Origin of the sequence: Psychromonas sp. SR45-3, from assembly GCF_014163575.1 — a bacterium.
Lineage (GTDB): Bacteria > Pseudomonadota > Gammaproteobacteria > Enterobacterales > Psychromonadaceae > Psychromonas > Psychromonas arctica.
The window spans coordinates 20,500-37,589 of record NZ_JACJDP010000006.1 but is presented as its reverse complement, the minus strand read 5'-3'; the positions used below and the strand labels follow the sequence as shown (position 1 = coordinate 37,589).

Sequence of the window (17,090 nt, the reverse complement as noted above, 5' to 3'; positions counted from 1 at the left end):
CGCAAGAGCCGGTGCGCTATAAAAGCCATTTATTATTTAGAGCAGAAAACGATCCGGTGTCAGTTTCTTTGCCTACTTTCTTTTCTGACAAAAGAAAGTAGGGTCGCCGCAAGGGCGAAATCAACGTTAACAATCATCAAACTGCTACGACGAGCGCAGACGAGCTCCAACTAGTCCCCGTCCCCATGAAAACTTTACATCCCCCCTTGTAAATTTTACTAAAAATATTCATACAAACATTAGAAACAAAAAATAAAACAAACAAAATCAATAACTTAAAAACTGGCACAACTCTAGCAATACTCTTACTATAAACATCATTTAACAAACTAAAAATAAAAAGGAGAATCATATGTTAGGTTGGGCATTTACTTTTTTTATCGTCGCTATCATTGCAGGTGTTTTGGGTTTTGCGGGTATAGCAGGTGCAGCAGCTGGGGTTGCTAAAATAATATTCTTTGTATTTATCGTGTTATTGGTCATCTCTTTAATAGCAAATGCATTAAGAGGACGAACACCAAAACTTTAAATCGGCACTTAAACTTATATAACGCCATTTATTCAGCAGGCATGTATTACAAATAAGTAATAAGTAACAATTTAGATTAGTAAACAGCATATTAAACATTTTATTATTAACGGAGAAGCACTATGAACTTCAACAAAAAGAAATCACTATTAATGTTAACGCTAGCAGCGACTTTAGGCTTAGCAGCATGTAGCGAAAATAACGAGAAAACTGCTGGAGAGCATCTTGATGAAACCACTGAAGAAGCAAAAAGCATGGCAGAAACAACCGGTGACAATATCAGCTCAATCGTATCAGATAGTAAAGATGCTGCAAATGACGCAGGCGATACAATAGAAGATGCAGCAACTGACACTGGTAATGCCATTGAAGATACTTGTGAAGACGTTAAAAATGAATTGGGTGCAAAAGATACAGATTGTTAATCCTTTGATTAGATATACGAATAAATATAACGGCTCGCATAAAGTTAGTATCTAATGTGTCAAGGATAAAGAGTTCAAATATTATATAAAATAAGGCGACTTTAATCTGCTAGCCTAAACATACAAGCGCATATTGTACTCGCAAAAGAACAATATGCGTTTTTCGCTATCAGCTATTCAAGCAAATGTTACTGGCAATTATCAGCACATGAAAAGGTTAATAGGTGATGTATTCCATTCGAAGTCACCCAGTTGAATTTACTCTGTTTTTTATGCACTCATTCTAGAAGCTAATAGCTCTTCAACAGATTCTAAGGTTGATATTTTGGCTATTTCTAATACATTAAAAACAAGCCAACAATGGGGATCATGTTCGTACCAGCGTAACCGAGAACAATTTAATCGGAAATCAAATGCTTTTTCTATTGTCATCAGGCTTGGTTGACTTTGTTTTACCAACTCAATGATATCATTAAGAATAGGCTCTCTAACCTCTTGTTTCATTCCTTTAAACTTATCTAGATTTGTCCCTAACTTGGGACGTTTATCATACCAGCGATTCATAAGTTAGCCTTAACATTCAGGTTTAAAATATGCATAAAGAGTTAGTAAATTTACATAAAAGTCAAAAATTAACCCTAATTAAATACTATTATCAACTAATGTAAACCTTTTGTTAGATTTTATTCAACAAAAGGAGGCATTAAAGGCTATTTCCTCCTTTTAAATTCTCTTTTTACTCTTTATTAATACGCCTGAGATATGCAATAAAGCACTATAAATATTTAAACGACCCTAGTTGGAAACTTATAACTTAAAGATAAAAATCATAATTCATGGCACCACAAAAACCCTATCACCGAGATGAGTTTAGTGCTTAATAAACGAACTATTTTTTAAGTAAAGAATGAAAATTTTCTCTATTCATTGGCTTACCAAGCAAATACCCCTGCCCGAAATCACAGTGGTGCTTATGTAGATAAGTTAATTGATCTTGTGTTTCAATTCCTTCTGCAACAACTTTAATGCCAAGTCGATTTGCCATCGTCAAAATAGTTTCAATTAATATTTCAGATGCGCTATCGATACCAATATTTTTAATAAAGCTTCTATCTATCTTAATTTGATCAATTGGAAAGTTAATCAAATAATTTAAGGATGAGTAACCCGTACCGAAATCATCAATAGCGACTTTAATCCCCATTTTTTTACATTGATTGAGAATAGTAAGTACTTTTTCGGAATCTTCTGTCAAAAGACGCTCGGTGATCTCAATAGTAAGGCTCACTGATTTACTGATCTCTTTGATCGCTGCAAGCCAATTCTGTAGTGCATTATCTTTAGTATGAAATAACCTTGGCGATACATTAATGGACAATTCAATAGCCGTGTTCATTTCTATTAAGTACTTGCTAGATTCCTCTAACATAAATAAATCAATTTGGTTAATTAATCCGGTCTCTTCCGCCAAACTGATAAATTCAATAGGAGCAATAAAATCACCATTTTCCTGTTGCCATCTAGCCAATGTTTCGCATTTTCTAATTTGTTTGGTGTTTAGCTCTATAATGGGTTGAAAATAAGGTTGTATCTCCTTTGTTTTAAGCGCCGTGATCAACTTATTGCGAAGCTGATGGCGGTACTCTGATTTTTGTTGCATCTCTTGGGTATAGAATTGGTATCCATTTCTGCCGTTTGCTTTTACCTCATACATCGCCTGATCTGCTTTTTTTAATAATTCATCTGCATTGTTTGCATCGTCAGGGTATATTGCAATGCCGATACTGGCACTCAAATGAACATCAGCATTGCTCAGTTGATAGGGCTCCTGCATTTTTTGGGAAATTTTATCAGCGACCGTAAGCGCATGTTTGTAATGTTCAACATCATTGAGAATAAGTGCAAACTCATCGCCGCTTATGCGTGAAACCGTATCAGATGATCTAATGAGTTTTTTTAATCGAGTAGCAGATTCAATCAAAACCAAATCACCAGCATGATGTCCGAGATTATCATTGATGGGTTTAAAACGATCTAAGTCGATAAATAAAATCGCGATTCTTTTTTTACTGCGAAAGGCACTTTCTATTGCGAGCTCCAACCGGTCTTGGTAAGTGCGGCGATTAGGTAGGTGAGTCAAGCTATCGTGAGAAGCTTGATATTCAATAATTTTTACGTTTAATATTTTTTCAGTTATATCCTGAATAGTCCCAGTTACACAAGATGAGCTGTCGGTTGCTTTTCCATCTGAGACTATTTTAAGCCACATTGATTTATTATTTTTTGTAGTAAATTCTATTTTAATAGAAAAGGCTTTAGGTACTTTTGGTCCGGTTTTTATTTTTGTTTCCCATAAGCGGTAATCTTCAGCTGAAATATATTGTTTTAGATCGCCTAACGTAGCAGGTAAAAATGTTTGGGGCTCACCTATTACTAAAGAAGATTGCTCAGACCATTTTATAAAATTCAATTTATTATCCAGTTCCCAACCACCAATTTTAGCAACTCGTCCAACTGACTCTAATAACCTTTTGTCATCTTTTAACTTTAGCTCTAACATTTTTTGTTTCGATGTTTGTTTAAATCTGAACCAGATAAACAAACTAAATATAAATGCGCTGACAATAAAATAAAAACGCAATAAATAGATGTTAGTAGGTAACTCATTGTCGACTAATACGGGAGTCGCAGCTATGTGCCAAGAATGCCCGCCTACTGCAATCCTTGATGATGCTAACTTCTTCTGTGTATCAAAAACAGCCGATTTTCCGAAGAAAACAGGTCCCGCTTCACCTTGTAAATCGTAACTTCTAATCGCAATGTTTAAATGATGACGAGTGCTTTCCTTTTCTATAAATTTAAATAATAGAGCTGCATCAATCGGCGCTGAAATAATCCCCCATAATGTCCCGCCAGGTAAGAAAACGGGAGCTCGACCAATGAAGGCTTTGCCTCCCTGTACCAAGTTAACGGGACCAATCATCTGAACCTGTCCGGTATTCACTAATTGTTCAACCATTTCTATTTGATCTGGGGTATTTTTATAATTTAGCCCCATTGCCTTTTCATTTCCTTTAAGCGGAAAAACATAATTAATGACCAAATCTTTTGCAGCTGCAAAGCTTATTAGCATCGGATCTTTTTGAAAGAGGGGTTGCGCATAACGAGCAAAGTCTTCATTGGTGAGTTCCGGGGTGGCAGATATGTAAGAGGCAAAACCAGTCAACAGAGATAGGTTATTCTGTAACTCCCCTTGTAGCTTTGCACTGATAGTATTAATCACCTGGGTCGCATTCTCTTTCACGGCCCGCTTTTCCTCTTTAATAAATATGGCTTCAAATTGCATTTCAAAAAGCACGATCAACAATATGACCGCTAACAGGGTTAATATTTTAAGCTCGCGAGTCCAAAGAAAAAAGATAACAAAAAGCAGTATGATAATACTGAGTAGATAAAAAATAAAGCTATCTAAAAATGGGGTAACCTCTTCTTGTTGAACACTAAAATGGCTATCATTTAAATCTGAACGGATCAGTCCTAAGGAACGAATTCGTTCATTCATATTAAACCAACGTTCTTTATTAATATCTCCTAATGGCTTTTCAGCATAATTAAGTAGTTGATCGATATGTTCAGCGAAGAAGAGGTTATATTGATAAATATCATTGTATTTGACTAAATAGCGGGGAAACTCATTAGCTATCCGTTTTGCAACTTCTTCTTTATGCTCAATGGCATAACGCCACCCTTTCATGCTCGCTTTGGTAAATTTATTCACAATATCAGGATGACTATTTGCATATTCAAATGAGGTGTACAAAGAGTCGCCATAGAAGTCTAACCCTAAATCTTCTGGTTTAACTTTATTAAGTTTGACCGCTTTCTCTTTTGCTGAGAATTCAGCGGAAATTGCATAGGTAACAATCGCATCTGCTTCATTGTTTAATAGTGTATCGATGGTAACGGGTTGATCAACAAATTTTATTTTTGTGAAATCATATCCATGAGAGCGAAACAGCGCCGCTATTTCAGCTTTAGCAAAATCTGATTCAGTAACGGCAATACGTAATTGAGAGAGCTTCCTGAGACTACTAATATCGATATGTTGTAGCGAAAGAATGGCCGTCGGGCTATGTTGAAACAGTGAAGCCAGAATAACTGGATTAAGGTCATTATCTTTAACCAGTAGAATATCTAAACCACCAATTGCAAATTGCGCCTGGCCTTGTTTAATCTCATCACTTGGCGTGATGATACTTTTATCTGCCTTTACAGAAGCACGTATCTCGACATCAATCCCAGCTTCTTCATAAAAACCTTGCCATTTAGCCGCATAATATCCAGCAAACTGAAATTGATGCTCCCATTTTAACTGTAAAACCACTTTTTCTTCCGCGATAAGAGGAGAGGAAAAAACCAGTAATAAACAACAAGTAAATAGTTTGCGAAGCATTTATAAATGTCTCTTTTATGAAAGAATTTCTCGTACGGAAATTATTGAATACGTTTATTTTAGAAAGGTATCTTGGATAAGGTATTTTAAACATCAATAGATACATTGCCATCATTTTTAGTGGCAAGAATAATAATGTTGATAGTTAAAGTCGGGATCACTTGTTCATATCCCCCTATTAGCACAGCCTTGAAGAGCCCCATCAAAAAAGGTATCCGATAGGGAAAGTCACCTATTTGTATCAATACTTAATGAATAACTGCTGATAGTGCAGGTGACACTTTAGATAAGCGAAGATAAAATAATTTTTCATTCTTCGCGTGTTATCCCCCAGCTATACCAGCAACAAAGTTCAACAATTTCAGCTATGTTCTGGCACTACTTCAATTGCAGTCTACACTAAAAGAAATTTTTTAGGATAAGGACTATCAATGCTCATCAAACACAAGTTAATACTCAACACACTCATTGTAATGGTTAGCATGATTGCCATGCTGTCATTAGTAATTTTTACATCGGAGTCCTTAGAAAAAAATGTTTCTATGGCGCAAGATATAGGAAAAATAGAGGCTGATATTTTACAGTTAAGACGTAATGAGAAAGATTTTTTAGCACGTAAAGACTTAAAATATGTTGATAGCTTTAATAAAAGAATGAAAATATTAGCGTACGATCTTAACCACTTAACTGCTAATTTAGAAACCATCGATATAGACCAAAATGGTCCAATCAACTTAAAAGCGATTCTAAACGACTATCAATCAACATTTACAGCCATTGTGAATTTACAACAAAAAATAGGCTTAACGCCCAAGACAGGTTTGTATGGCGAATTGCGAGGATCAGTACACGATGTAGAAACGGCATTAGGTAACGATCATTTCGAAGCGATGAGTATGATGTTGAGCTTACGACGTAATGAAAAAGACTTTATGTTACGCCTTGATGAAAAATATGTAGCAACATTTCAAAGCAATTACGATAAGTTTATGTTGATCCTTGAAAGGGACTATTTTGAACAAGAAAAGCGAACAGCCATAGTCAGTGCAATGGCCGCTTATAAAACCGCATTTTTCAACCTCGTTAAAGAACAAAAAATATTAGGGCTAGACTCGCAAACAGGTTTACAAAAAGAGATGCGTTCAACCATCCATCAAGTTGATCAATATTTATCCTCATTAATCGTTGAAATGCAGGAAGCCACGCAAGATTATAAATCCTTTATTAAACAACTAACTTATATTGTCTTTATTATTTCTATCTTGATGGCAACAGGTATTGCTTGGTTTATTACTCGCAGTATTACTTCTAGTCTCTCACGGATTAAAAAATCGATGGTAGAAGTGGCAGACACTAATAACCTGACTATTTTAATTGAGTCAAAAAACAAAGATGAACTATCTGAGATGGCGGACGCTTTTAACCATATGATCAGTAATTTTCATCGTTTGGTTTTATCGGTAAAACGATCAGCTGATAGTGTTGATCAAGCCTCTGACTCATTAACTAACAATATTCACCAAACAAACAGTGGTGTTGATTCACAGATGCAGGAAACTGACATGGTATCTACCGCTGTGACTGAAATGGTGGCCACCATAGAGGAGATTGCAAGCAATACCAATAATGCTGCAGATAAAGCACAACAAACTAACCATAACGCGAATAAAGGTAAACAAGGGGTAGACACTACAATCACTCAAATATCAGTGTTAAGTGATAAGTTAATAGAGTCTGAGTTAGTGGTCAATCAATTAGCAGAAGACAGCGTAACCATTGGCGGCGTGATAGATGTTATCCGTGGGATTGCGGAGCAAACTAACTTACTGGCACTCAATGCAGCGATTGAAGCGGCAAGAGCGGGTGAACAAGGTAGAGGCTTTGCCGTGGTGGCTGACGAAGTGCGTACCTTGGCCAGTCGAACGCAAGAGTCGACTAAAAAAATTGAAAGTATGATAACCGTACTGCAAAGTCGTACCAGCAATATTGTGTCGCTCATGACAGAATGTCGCGCAGAAGGAAAAGAAAGTAGCCATCAAGCAGGACAAGCGGGCCAACTTTTAGAGCAGATAACCGAAGACGTACTAAGTATCATGGATATGAACGCCGCAATAGCAGCCGCTATTCAAGAGCAAAGTGCCGTCGCTAATGAAGTAAATCGTCATGTTGTCTCTATTCGGGATATTACAGATTTAACCAGTGAGTCATGTAAAGAAAATACCCAAATGAGTGATGGGTTAGCGCAACAAGCACGTGAATTAAAAAGTGAAATAGACAGATTTATTGTTTAACTTCTCATGATAAGCGGGTATCTCTACCCGCTTCTTAATCTACCAATCAATCTATATTTTAAGCCGATTATCAAAATAATTAATTTTCTACTTTAGAGACTGAACGAACGTGAAAACTTAATTATAAAGATCGATATAAAAAGGCTTAACTGACTATAAAATATGGCAATAAAGGTATCTGCGCAGCTGTATTTTTAATCCAAATAATTTGTCAGAGTTATACTTCCCGTTATGGTTGAAAGCTAAGCGCTAATTCAACAGAGGAAAAAGGACAGGCTTGCTTACAACGCCCGCAGCCATCACAAGATGACTCAAGGAGTATTGGCTTACTATTTTCAGTAATAGAAATTGCTCCACTTGGGCATTTCTCAACGCATAAATCACAATATCCATTGTACCTATTTTGACAATAATTCGAGTACGTAGGACGCAATAAAGTATCTTTCACCTTATTACTCAAGGCTCCTGTTTTACAAGCATTTTCACACTCGCCACATTGGCTACAATATCCATAGTTTAAGGACAACTGTGCATGCTTGTTTTCGATAAGGATGATTTGCTCGGGACATACCAATGCACAATCACCACAGCCAGTACACATTGATTGAAATTCAGCTTCATTTAGAGCACTTGGCGGACGTGGAACAGTGCGGCTAGAGATTTTAGGCTCTTCTGCAAGGCGGGGAATGAACGCCCTAAGTAGGCTTCTTCGGCTTATTGTATTATACGCTAAATAAGCCTTATAGTAGCGTTCATCTTTTTCAGGCATAGCGGTAAAGTGGCCATTTAGGTGCTGTAATGTCAAGCTCTTGTTGTAAACTTTGACACCATCTTCGGGCTATTTGCGCAAGCAATTGGTAGCTTTTACTTTCTGCATGTTGCTCAAATAAATCAAAGTAACGATAACACCAAGGAAATAAATGTTCCCGTAAAAGCGTTTTTACCTCTTCGATATCCTTATTATTTTCAACCAATTGACTCATTGCCATCAGTATTAAACCTATTTGATCTTCAGGCTCTCGCATTCCAGTATCAAGGGTAATACCTTGTTTAACTAAGAATGCTCTGTAACGTAATGTTGAATCCCCAAAAATCACCTCTTCTTTATCAAGATAAACCGATCCCCAAGGTGGAGCATGCATCACTTCTCTCCCCTCGAACAACGAGATAACATCAATATTACTTAATGGGAAAATTGCCACCATAACAGTCGTTGACGTGATTGTATTTGCATGATTTATTGATGTGCAAAAGATATATTTCCTCTCAACTAATTTGAAGTAAGAAGACGAAAGAAAAAGCCCGCTGGTAAAACCGATGGACCTTTACCTATACTTGAATACTAATTTGGAATATCAATGCCTTCAGCAATAGGCAATATTAGCCGTGAAGCATTTATTACATCATGCAAAATTACTTGATTAGCTACCATAGTTTCGGATGTTGTTTCATTAGAAGCTCCGGTATTAAGGTTACGAGCAAACTTAGGAAAGTTTGAAGACGTTACTTGTAATCGGATTCTATGTCCAACAGGGAAAACAGTACCTGTATCACCAAGGTTAATACTATATTTATAGGTTTTATTTGGCTCAATCAACGATGGTTGGCTTTTTGAACCATTACGAAGACTTGCTCTTACAGCACCATCAAGTATGTTGTGAGTAGAGCCGTCTGGTCTAACATCAACCAACTTAGCCATGAAATCAGTATTCATTGCACTAGATTTTGCAAATAATTCAACCGATACCGGCCCGATAACAACCAATGGCTCAATAAGTGGTGCAGAAGTATAAACCAAAACATCATCTCGTATTTCTACTTCAGCTTGCTCAACCGCGCCCGATTTTGGCCCACCGGTAAGGTCTGTACCACAACATAAATTTCCTCCCATTGTTGGTACTGGGTTTAATGGGTCATAACTAAATAAATCAGCGGCGAAACTAGCCGTGTCAACAGCTTCACTAGTAGAAATGTCTGCATTACGATTTTCGCCAAATAGGCTTAACCCACCACTTCCCGCACGATCATTTGCATTACCATCGCTGTTTAAATAAAAGGAGCGGTATTCGGTATTCGCCAATGGGTAGTCAGGAGCCTCAATAACAAAGTTACTGCCTTGTTGTCCTGCATCTGGCGGTACCATTACGGTTAATGTTACGTTTGGTTGTTCATCATAACCATTTTCAATACTCTTGAGATAACGGTCAAAGTAGTCCATATCATAAGGTCTAGTAACAGTGGGAGCCAGAGCACTTAAAATTGTATCAATGCCAAAAGAGGGGGTTGAATGGTCAGTTGAATGGCCAAATATGCCGATCAATAACTTAGTTTCATCTCTTGCTTCGATAGAGCCAGCACGGCTTTTCATCGAGTTATAACTCGCCACAGTACCATCGGCAAAAATGTCGTACCAAGCACCAAGAATTAGAACAGGAAAATTAACTTGTTCTATATTGGCACCAACATCTATTTCTTGCCAGAATTCATCATAGTCAGGGTGCTCAAGCCATGTTTGATAGGTGTTATGAAATTCATCAAATTCAGTAAAAGAGGTTAACGGTAGTTGCCAAACCCAATCACTCCACATTTTAGTAAAGGCTAATGTCTGACGGTCAGCTACCATTTGTGTAATAATTTCTTCTGAGGTACCCTTTGCCGTCTCTTGACGAATTATTTCATCTGTAGTAAAAGCAGCTTCAAGCCAACTGATATTGAAACTGTGATGAGGTATCCCCTGATCGTATACCCATTCTCGATGATAATCTTCAGCTGTAATAGCGATAGAAGCCGCTTTTAATGATGGCGGAGCAGAAATAGTCGTTTGCCAAGTAGTCACCCCTAAATAGGAGCCTCCTTTTATGCCGACATTACCATTAGACCATTCTTGACCAGCTGCCCATTCAACGGAATCATAACCATCATTTTTTTCTTGACGCAGAACATCAACCTCTCCATCTGAGGTATAAGTTCCTCGCACACTTTGTATAATAAAGGCGTAACCACTTTGGGCAAATAATGTACCGTCCGTCAAAGTTAAATCGTTTTCTAGAAAACACTCTTGACCGTAACCACTTCTTGAGTAAGGCGAGCGAGTTATAATTGTAGGGTATTGCTGGCTAGTATCTTCATCTGGCCGATAAACAAAACCGGTTGTTAATATGCCGTCTCGCATGGGAATACTTAATTCTTCACAAGTAATGCCGGGGTAGGCATCAGAACGAATTAATTGTGAGTTTGTATCATCTATTGGTGTAGTAGGTTCGTTATTATCATTATTACACCCCACCAAAGTTAAACTAATTCCTATACAAATAGAAAAATTTGCTAATGTTTTATTGTACAGCATGTGCAAAGTACCTCTCATTGTTATATTAATTGTGTTTTCTATTCTAATTAATACAGAAAACCCAAATTCTCAGCAATAACCCAAAACGACAATATTTGTCGCATGCATGAAAATTGGCTACTTTTATTTGAACAAAACAACTAAAGGTAATTTTGAAAAAGTACAATAAAAAGCGATATGCTCTAAAAGCATAGTGCTTAGAAATAATGAAATATCACGATGAAAATTTAGCTAGAAAGATGGTATTTGGATGTTAGTTGCATATGCAGCGTAAACATATTTTTTGAGGTAAGCTTAGTTTTAGTGAAAATTAATGCGGATATGCAAAAGCTGAACAAGCGATAATATTATGATCTACCTACAATACGATATAGCGAACTCAAATTTTGAATACCAACCATTTCTACTATAGTTGAGCGAGAAAGTTCTTTATCTTTCATGAGCTCAATTGCTTTATTTTTTCTTTCATAGTTAAGAATATTTTGGAAACTTTGATCTTTTTCTTTTAATCTTCTTTGCAAGGTTCTAGTGCTCAAACATAGCGTGTGGGCTATATCATGAATTGAAAGATTGGTTTGATGCATCGAATGCTTAACAATTTCATGCACATTGAAAGTAATATCTGGTTTCAGTACTAATTCTTGAATGACTGAACTATCAGTTAATAAGTTACTCAGTACAGAATTAGTGGTGATAAAAGAAGTATGCAGTGGATCAGTTTGAAAAATTATCACTTGGTTTTTATCTGAATTATAAATAACTTGGCAATTAGGAATAGACTCTAATAGTTGATTTTTATTATCTCTACTAAAAGTTATAGCTAAGTGAAAAGCGGCTTCAGGCAGTATAGCTTTAAGAGTCCCCATCATTGAGGAGAAATAAAATGCTATCTCGCATTCAATCATATTTCTACTATTTATATACGGTATTGGTATTTCAATGACTACTTTTTTACTATTAGAGTAAGTAATACTTAAAGCACCCATTGGATTGGAAAGGTTGGATCTTAGTAAAAGTTCTTCAATGCCCGAAGATGCCATTAGCCAAATAAAAAAATTGTTAGCGTAGTCTTTATGTACGGTTAATCCACTTGAAACTGCCAACTCTGGCATATCTTGATATATTTCGAAACTTTTTTTGGCTATCTTATCGACTATAAAGTCTGGGACTAATAAAAAATCATTTACAGAGTTTTCAATTATTGCACGTTTCAAAAAATCGGGTTGTTCTGCACTCACTTTTTCAAACAAATCAATATAATATCGAAGAAGTAGTGGTGTGCTTTTAGATGTAGTCATAGAAATATAAATACCGATTAATAATATAATATAAACACTATCAAACACTTTATTTCTGTCAAGCACCTAAAGCGACAACTTTTGGCGCAATGGGTTGACATTGAAGTCTGTGCATTACATTTTTTATATCTTTTATCCGGCTGATTGACCTTATCTTTAAGAATTTTTTGTAGCATCAATTAACGTTTAGAAGCAATAAAATAATGGTAGTCAAGAAACTAGCGACAGTAAATACAGTGCTTCGATGCTAGGTGTCATTGCATTATTGATTTATTGTTTGTGGACGATCCCTTATATTGAAGTTTCGGGTAAATGAATATTTAGCACTATATTCACACTTCTGGGATATCAATTTTACTATCGAGGTGCGAAAAAGCAGTTTATTAAAGTTTTACGACGTTAAGTATTTACTATAAATTGATATGGCTTGAAACAATAGAATATAAAATCAGCGCTCAAACTACCACTCAACACAAAAATTATGAGCTGTTACTTTATTACCTATCGCTTCTAGCTTTATGATGTCAATTAGCAATATGCTCTCTGAACCCTTATATGTTTCTATTTTAAGTCTTTCTTTTCGCTCAATAATATCTATTGAATATGGCACTCCTTTGTATTCTTGATTGTTGTAGGTCGTAACCTTTATTAGGCTACGACGCATACATACAATTTCAAAATAATCATGAGCGTCACAAGATATGTGACTTGTCATTGTTCACCTCTCTAATAAAAAATTACAATTGAATAATACTATAACCTTGCTCTAATATATTCAGTTGAACCTCTGGGTTAGCTATTTCACTATGGCAAAAATCACAACGGCTCTGAGATATATTATCAATGGAGATACCTAAACTAGCTAAATAACTTTCTGCATATTGTTTCACGTTATTAATGTTTTCATCATTGACTAACACATCAAAATGAACGTATTCCCCTGAATCTGTATGCACATGAGTATCATATATATGGATATTCATCATTTCCTCCTACTAATTTATTGGCTTTTACCGGGTAAACTTAAATCACCAGAGGCGATATCAAAAACATCGGTTACACAAAGTAAAGGCGCATGTACTTGTTGATTGATTCTTAGGCCTGCAGTGACGCCGTCAAACGAAAAGCTTTCATTAAAACCAATTGCTGAAAGCGGTACTCTCACTAATACTTCTGATTTTTCTAATGTAAAATCGAATCCAGGACTATCGATAAATAGAGGCAAATTTGGCCATGTTGCAGGAAGAATAGGTGAGGTTCCTTTTTCGATATCTTTTACTTTTAAAGCCCCTTCTCCACAGGCATTATCAGGTACTAAAACAACCCAATGACTATGCCATTTATCACCATCATTGGTTTTATTACCATCGTTATCTTCATCATATAAAGGTGTATCGTCAAAGTCAGGATGAACGGTTAAAGCTAGCGCTAAGATCCCTTGGTCGGCTTGAAAACCAACAGCAGAACTATTTAAGGATGTGGGCCAAACATAACTAAATACGTTGGCACCTGCTAATTTTCTATTTGCTTGTGGTTGTTTTGTACCTACTTTCCCTGTTACGGCTTGTTGAAATACTAAGTGCGAGCCTTCAGTTGTGACTTTGGTATGAATAATATCAAATTCTGTTGCAACGTCAGGTGATTTAGGTGCTTGTATATGGCCATGACTTTTGTTGTGTGCATAGGCATTACTTGTTAATAGTGAGGCGCTTAATGCTGAAATAATAAATAAATTCGTGTTTTTCATGAGTATCCTCCAAAGATCCAAATAAATATGGTTTCGCATCGAAACTATATTTATTTGTACACAGTGAAACTTTACTTGTCAAGTATGTTTTGACTCGATACTATATAAAAATGAATGATGACTTATTTAATTTAATTGAACGCATAGCAAACTTACTGCGGCAAGAAACTCGCTTTGAAGGGCAAAGCTTGGGCTTACAGCCTATACAACAGGAAGCTTTGTATTACCTATCAACTTGTAATAAATATTCGGACACCACACTAGCGGTCACCGATTTTTTAGGGTTGACTAAAGGGACAGTTTCACAATCTTTAAAAATATTAGAAAGTAAAGCATTGATTATTAGAGAAAAGGATAGCAATGATAAACGCATCACTCATTTAAAAGTGACAGAAAAAGGTAAGGCTTTTTTATCTACGACCTGCCCACCTAAGAAGTTTACAGAGTCTGTTAATGAACTGACAAACGAACAACAAAATGAAACTGCAAAATTCTTGTCTGAGATATTGAAAAACTACCAAAAGTCCACTGGACGAACAGCATTTGGTGTTTGTATAAATTGCAAATTTAATCAAAGAACTTCTGAAGGCTTTTTGTGTGGGTTAACTAAAGAAACCTTAACGACAGAAGATACGACATTAATTTGTAGAGAGTTTGTTTAATACTTGGTGATAATAAATAATTCTGGGCAAGTGTTATAATAGCAGGGTTTGTAGTGGTACAGTTCTGTTTTTATAAAAACATGCTGAATCTCTCTATCTCAAAAATCACTTGTTCAGATTCTTTAACTAACCACTTAGCTTATTGCTCTCCGAAGAGTTTCTTGAGGGTTGGGTATTTGCTTGACCAAGTTAACAAACAACCACCACTTGCCCCCGATGCACCGCTGCCGCACAAACCTTTTTCGATGATAGTAACTTTTTTATTGGACGCTTGTTGTTTATGTAATATTGCAGTCCATAAACCGGTATAGCCTCCACCAGCGATCAACACGTCGGTTTCTATATTTTTCAATAAAGGAAGCGCTTCACTACGTTGTTCTTTTGCTAATGCATTTTTTAACTAATACGAGCAGTGTTTTTTTGTGGCATTCATGCTCATTGCTTAAATAGTGCTAAGTGCGAATAAGGTACTTAGTCTATAAGCCTTCTAGCGAACATTAAGTCGCGATTATTAACTCTAAGCGTCAGATTTTCAGACGTTCACTGTCATAAATAATTAACACTTAACTATTTATGACAGTGTTTTTAACGCCATTCTTACAAAGCAATAAGTAACCCGCTGAGAATTAACGCACAGCCAACGAGTCGTGCTGGGTATAGTTTTTCTTTTAGCACCACCACGGCAAGTAATAAACCAAACACAATACTGACTTGCCTTAGCGCAACCACTAAGCTCACATTGTCGGTTAATAGCATTGCATACAAAACTAAGCCATAGGTAAGCGCCATGATGAAACCAGCAATAAAAGCGGGTGTTTTTACATGCCATGATTGCTTAAATTGTTGTGCTTGCCCTGTTACTAAAAAACCTAAGCCCAGTGGTAGTGCGATTGCCCAGAACTGTATGCCCAGATAAAATATAGCAATCTCAGGCTGTTGATGGATTGTCTCTTGTGGTGAGGAAGGAGAAAAAAGTTGCGAAGAAAGCTCTGACAGCGCAAGTTTATCAATAATCGAATAACCCGCGGTGCCTACAGCAGCAATCATGGCCCACACTATGCCAATATTATAATAATTGCAGAGACTCAACTCTCGTAAGCGTGTTAATGGTACTAATAAACAACCACCAGTAATGAGCGAAAAACCTAACCATTGTACCGATGAAATAGACTGGTCTAATGAAAGTGCGATCCCCCCCACCATCAACACCGGCAACGCCCGTGCCATAGGATAAACCAATCCGATATCAGCTTTTTTATAAGCAAAGCCTAATCCTAATAAATAGATAATTTGCAACACACCACTCAAGGCTAATAACCCCCAAAACTCAGCCCTAAAGTTTTGGCTACCAGCAATGACATAAAACCAAATCAAATAAGGCGATAATAACAAGGCCATGCAAAATGCACTCATAAAGAAAAAAGCTTGCACTGAGACTTTATTGGTTTTTCCTAAGATGTTCCAGCTGGCGTGTAAAAATGCAGAAATAATAACGAGTACAATGGCCCAAACAGACATGAAACAAACCTTATATGGTAGCAACAAGGAAGGCAATGCACCGCGTAAAAGGTGCATTGAAAGCAATAAAATAGGGAAGATTAAACGGCTAGGTGAACAGTTAAGAAGGCGATTCCATTAACTCTGCAACCGACTCAATACAAATTGCATCGTGTCGCCAATATTCTAAATCGCAATCAATCAGTCGCCCCAGTTGATCATAATTGGTTCGTTCAACTAGCATGGCCGGGCTACCGGAAGTAGCGCGTAATGCTAGGGCTACCTCGCCAAACAGACAGGTGGTACTGACTCGATAGCGAGTACGTCGATAGCTTACCGAATAATGTTGCTGATACGTGGTTGTGAGTGATTGAACATAGTCATGGTCGAGCAAATTTTTGAAATACTCCGCTTTAATATAATTAACCACGTAAACAACCGGCCTTTGCTCTAAATAACGCACTCGCTCTAATTGATAAAGCTCAGTTAACATCGGCACTTGTAATAGCTTTGCTGTTTTTTTAGTGGCTAAGGTTTGTTTTGCCAGTATCAACTCTGTTAAAGCCTCACGCCCCTGCTGTTTTGCCATCTCTACAAAATTAAGCGTTAATCTTGGGTCGTATCGTAATGGCTCAGGGCAAACAAACCAGCCACGCCGATCTTCTCGATATAGTCGCGCTTCCGCTTCTAATGATCCCAGCGCTTCACGTAACGTCACTCGTGTGGTGGAAAATGCTTCAGCCATTTTACGTTCAGAGGGTAATTTTTGCCTTGCCTGCAACAAACCCGTTTCGATTTGCTCAACCAATATCTCTTTAATTTTTAAATACTGCACAGACATT

General features: G+C 36.8%; 16 protein-coding genes. 4 read left to right on the top strand and 12 right to left on the bottom strand.

Annotation, left to right across the window (positions count from 1 at the left end; genetic code table 11):
* The first annotated feature begins 352 nt into the window (after positions 1 to 352).
* On the top strand, positions 353 to 529 hold the full coding sequence (locus tag H5084_RS05230; protein ID WP_028868744.1) for a DUF1328 domain-containing protein: 177 nt from the start codon (positions 353 to 355) through the stop codon (positions 527 to 529).
* 122 nt (positions 530 to 651) lie between these two features.
* The gene (locus H5084_RS05225; RefSeq protein ID WP_028868745.1) at positions 652 to 954 is read left to right on the top strand and encodes a hypothetical protein; all 303 of its coding nucleotides are present in this window, start codon (positions 652 to 654) and stop codon (positions 952 to 954) included.
* Between the two features lie 270 nt (positions 955 to 1,224).
* On the opposite strand, the gene H5084_RS05220 is transcribed toward H5084_RS05225, so the two are convergent.
* On the bottom strand, positions 1,225 to 1,518 hold the full coding sequence (locus H5084_RS05220) for a hypothetical protein (RefSeq protein ID WP_182689763.1): 294 nt from the start codon (positions 1,516 to 1,518) through the stop codon (positions 1,225 to 1,227).
* A 325-nt stretch (positions 1,519 to 1,843) separates the two neighbouring features.
* Positions 1,844 to 5,407 carry an EAL domain-containing protein gene (locus tag H5084_RS05215; RefSeq protein ID WP_182689762.1) on the bottom strand — a complete coding sequence of 1,188 codons (3,564 nt, stop codon included), beginning with the start codon at positions 5,405 to 5,407 and terminating at the stop codon, positions 1,844 to 1,846.
* Between the two features lie 431 nt (positions 5,408 to 5,838).
* Here H5084_RS05215 and H5084_RS05210 point away from each other — a divergent pair, with 431 nt between their 5' ends.
* Entirely contained in the window at positions 5,839 to 7,698 is a 1,860-nt protein-coding gene (locus H5084_RS05210; protein WP_182689761.1) for a methyl-accepting chemotaxis protein, read from the top strand.
* Positions 7,699 to 7,927: 229 nt separating this feature from the next.
* Here the strand turns inward: H5084_RS05210 and H5084_RS05205 are convergent, their stop codons facing one another.
* The 7 genes from H5084_RS05205 to H5084_RS05175 all read right to left on the bottom strand — a co-directional run bounded on the left by H5084_RS05205 (position 7,928) and on the right by H5084_RS05175 (position 14,089).
* Complete coding sequence (locus H5084_RS05205; RefSeq protein WP_182689760.1) at positions 7,928 to 8,503, bottom strand: 4Fe-4S binding protein; 576 nt, start codon at positions 8,501 to 8,503, stop codon at positions 7,928 to 7,930.
* A complete protein-coding gene (locus H5084_RS05200) occupies positions 8,460 to 8,903 on the bottom strand; it encodes a molecular chaperone TorD family protein (protein ID WP_182689759.1) in 444 nt (147 codons plus the stop codon). The genes H5084_RS05205 and H5084_RS05200 overlap by 44 nt, the downstream gene beginning before the upstream one ends.
* A 137-nt stretch (positions 8,904 to 9,040) precedes the next feature.
* A complete protein-coding gene (locus H5084_RS05195; RefSeq protein WP_182689758.1) occupies positions 9,041 to 11,044 on the bottom strand; it encodes a CocE/NonD family hydrolase in 2,004 nt (667 codons plus the stop codon).
* A gap of 347 nt (positions 11,045 to 11,391) precedes the next feature.
* Positions 11,392 to 12,390, bottom strand: coding sequence for a hypothetical protein (locus H5084_RS05190; RefSeq protein ID WP_182689757.1), 999 nt, complete (start codon positions 12,388 to 12,390; stop codon positions 11,392 to 11,394).
* 412 nt (positions 12,391 to 12,802) lie between these two features.
* Positions 12,803 to 13,057 (bottom strand): Rho-binding antiterminator, encoded by a 255-nt coding sequence (locus H5084_RS05185; RefSeq protein WP_182689756.1) that lies wholly within the window; start codon positions 13,055 to 13,057, stop codon positions 12,803 to 12,805.
* Positions 13,058 to 13,079: 22 nt separating this feature from the next.
* A complete protein-coding gene (locus tag H5084_RS05180) occupies positions 13,080 to 13,325 on the bottom strand; it encodes a DUF2024 family protein (RefSeq protein WP_182689755.1) in 246 nt (81 codons plus the stop codon).
* Between the two features lie 17 nt (positions 13,326 to 13,342).
* On the bottom strand, positions 13,343 to 14,089 hold the full coding sequence (locus H5084_RS05175; RefSeq protein WP_182689754.1) for a hypothetical protein: 747 nt from the start codon (positions 14,087 to 14,089) through the stop codon (positions 13,343 to 13,345).
* Between the two features lie 110 nt (positions 14,090 to 14,199).
* On the opposite strand from H5084_RS05175, the gene H5084_RS05170 reads away from it, so the two are divergent.
* Positions 14,200 to 14,751, top strand: coding sequence for a MarR family winged helix-turn-helix transcriptional regulator (locus H5084_RS05170; RefSeq protein ID WP_182689753.1), 552 nt, complete (start codon positions 14,200 to 14,202; stop codon positions 14,749 to 14,751).
* Positions 14,752 to 14,890: 139 nt separating this feature from the next.
* On the opposite strand, the gene H5084_RS05165 is transcribed toward H5084_RS05170, so the two are convergent.
* The 3 genes from H5084_RS05165 to phnR form a co-directional block, all read right to left on the bottom strand.
* Positions 14,891 to 15,103: an FAD-dependent oxidoreductase gene (locus H5084_RS05165; RefSeq protein WP_259396687.1), complete on the bottom strand. Its 213-nt coding sequence runs from the start codon at positions 15,101 to 15,103 to the stop codon at positions 14,891 to 14,893.
* Between the two features lie 245 nt (positions 15,104 to 15,348).
* Positions 15,349 to 16,269 (bottom strand): EamA family transporter, encoded by a 921-nt coding sequence (locus tag H5084_RS05160; protein ID WP_182689752.1) that lies wholly within the window; start codon positions 16,267 to 16,269, stop codon positions 15,349 to 15,351.
* 100 nt (positions 16,270 to 16,369) lie between these two features.
* Complete coding sequence (gene phnR / locus H5084_RS05155; protein ID WP_220485901.1) at positions 16,370 to 17,089, bottom strand: phosphonate utilization transcriptional regulator PhnR; 720 nt, start codon at positions 17,087 to 17,089, stop codon at positions 16,370 to 16,372.
* Position 17,090 lies beyond the last annotated feature (1 nt).

What these genes read in the sequence shown, in the direction of transcription:
- H5084_RS05230 (WP_028868744.1), top strand. Translation starts at nt 353, where the DNA reads ATGTTAGGTTGGGCATTTACTTTTTTTATCGTCGCTATCATTGCAGGT.
- H5084_RS05225 (WP_028868745.1), top strand. Translation starts at nt 652, where the DNA reads ATGAACTTCAACAAAAAGAAATCACTATTAATGTTAACGCTAGCAGCG.
- H5084_RS05220 (WP_182689763.1), bottom strand. Translation starts at nt 1,518, where the DNA reads ATGAATCGCTGGTATGATAAACGTCCCAAGTTAGGGACAAATCTAGAT.
- H5084_RS05215 (WP_182689762.1), bottom strand. Translation starts at nt 5,407, where the DNA reads ATGCTTCGCAAACTATTTACTTGTTGTTTATTACTGGTTTTTTCCTCT.
- H5084_RS05210 (WP_182689761.1), top strand. Translation starts at nt 5,839, where the DNA reads ATGCTCATCAAACACAAGTTAATACTCAACACACTCATTGTAATGGTT.
- H5084_RS05200 (WP_182689759.1), bottom strand. Translation starts at nt 8,903, where the DNA reads ATGGTGGCAATTTTCCCATTAAGTAATATTGATGTTATCTCGTTGTTC.
- H5084_RS05195 (WP_182689758.1), bottom strand. Translation starts at nt 11,044, where the DNA reads ATGCTGTACAATAAAACATTAGCAAATTTTTCTATTTGTATAGGAATT.
- H5084_RS05185 (WP_182689756.1), bottom strand. Translation starts at nt 13,057, where the DNA reads ATGACAAGTCACATATCTTGTGACGCTCATGATTATTTTGAAATTGTA.
- H5084_RS05180 (WP_182689755.1), bottom strand. Translation starts at nt 13,325, where the DNA reads ATGAATATCCATATATATGATACTCATGTGCATACAGATTCAGGGGAA.
- H5084_RS05175 (WP_182689754.1), bottom strand. Translation starts at nt 14,089, where the DNA reads ATGAAAAACACGAATTTATTTATTATTTCAGCATTAAGCGCCTCACTA.
- H5084_RS05170 (WP_182689753.1), top strand. Translation starts at nt 14,200, where the DNA reads ATGAATGATGACTTATTTAATTTAATTGAACGCATAGCAAACTTACTG.
- H5084_RS05160 (WP_182689752.1), bottom strand. Translation starts at nt 16,269, where the DNA reads ATGTCTGTTTGGGCCATTGTACTCGTTATTATTTCTGCATTTTTACAC.
- phnR (WP_220485901.1), bottom strand. Translation starts at nt 17,089, where the DNA reads ATGTCTGTGCAGTATTTAAAAATTAAAGAGATATTGGTTGAGCAAATC.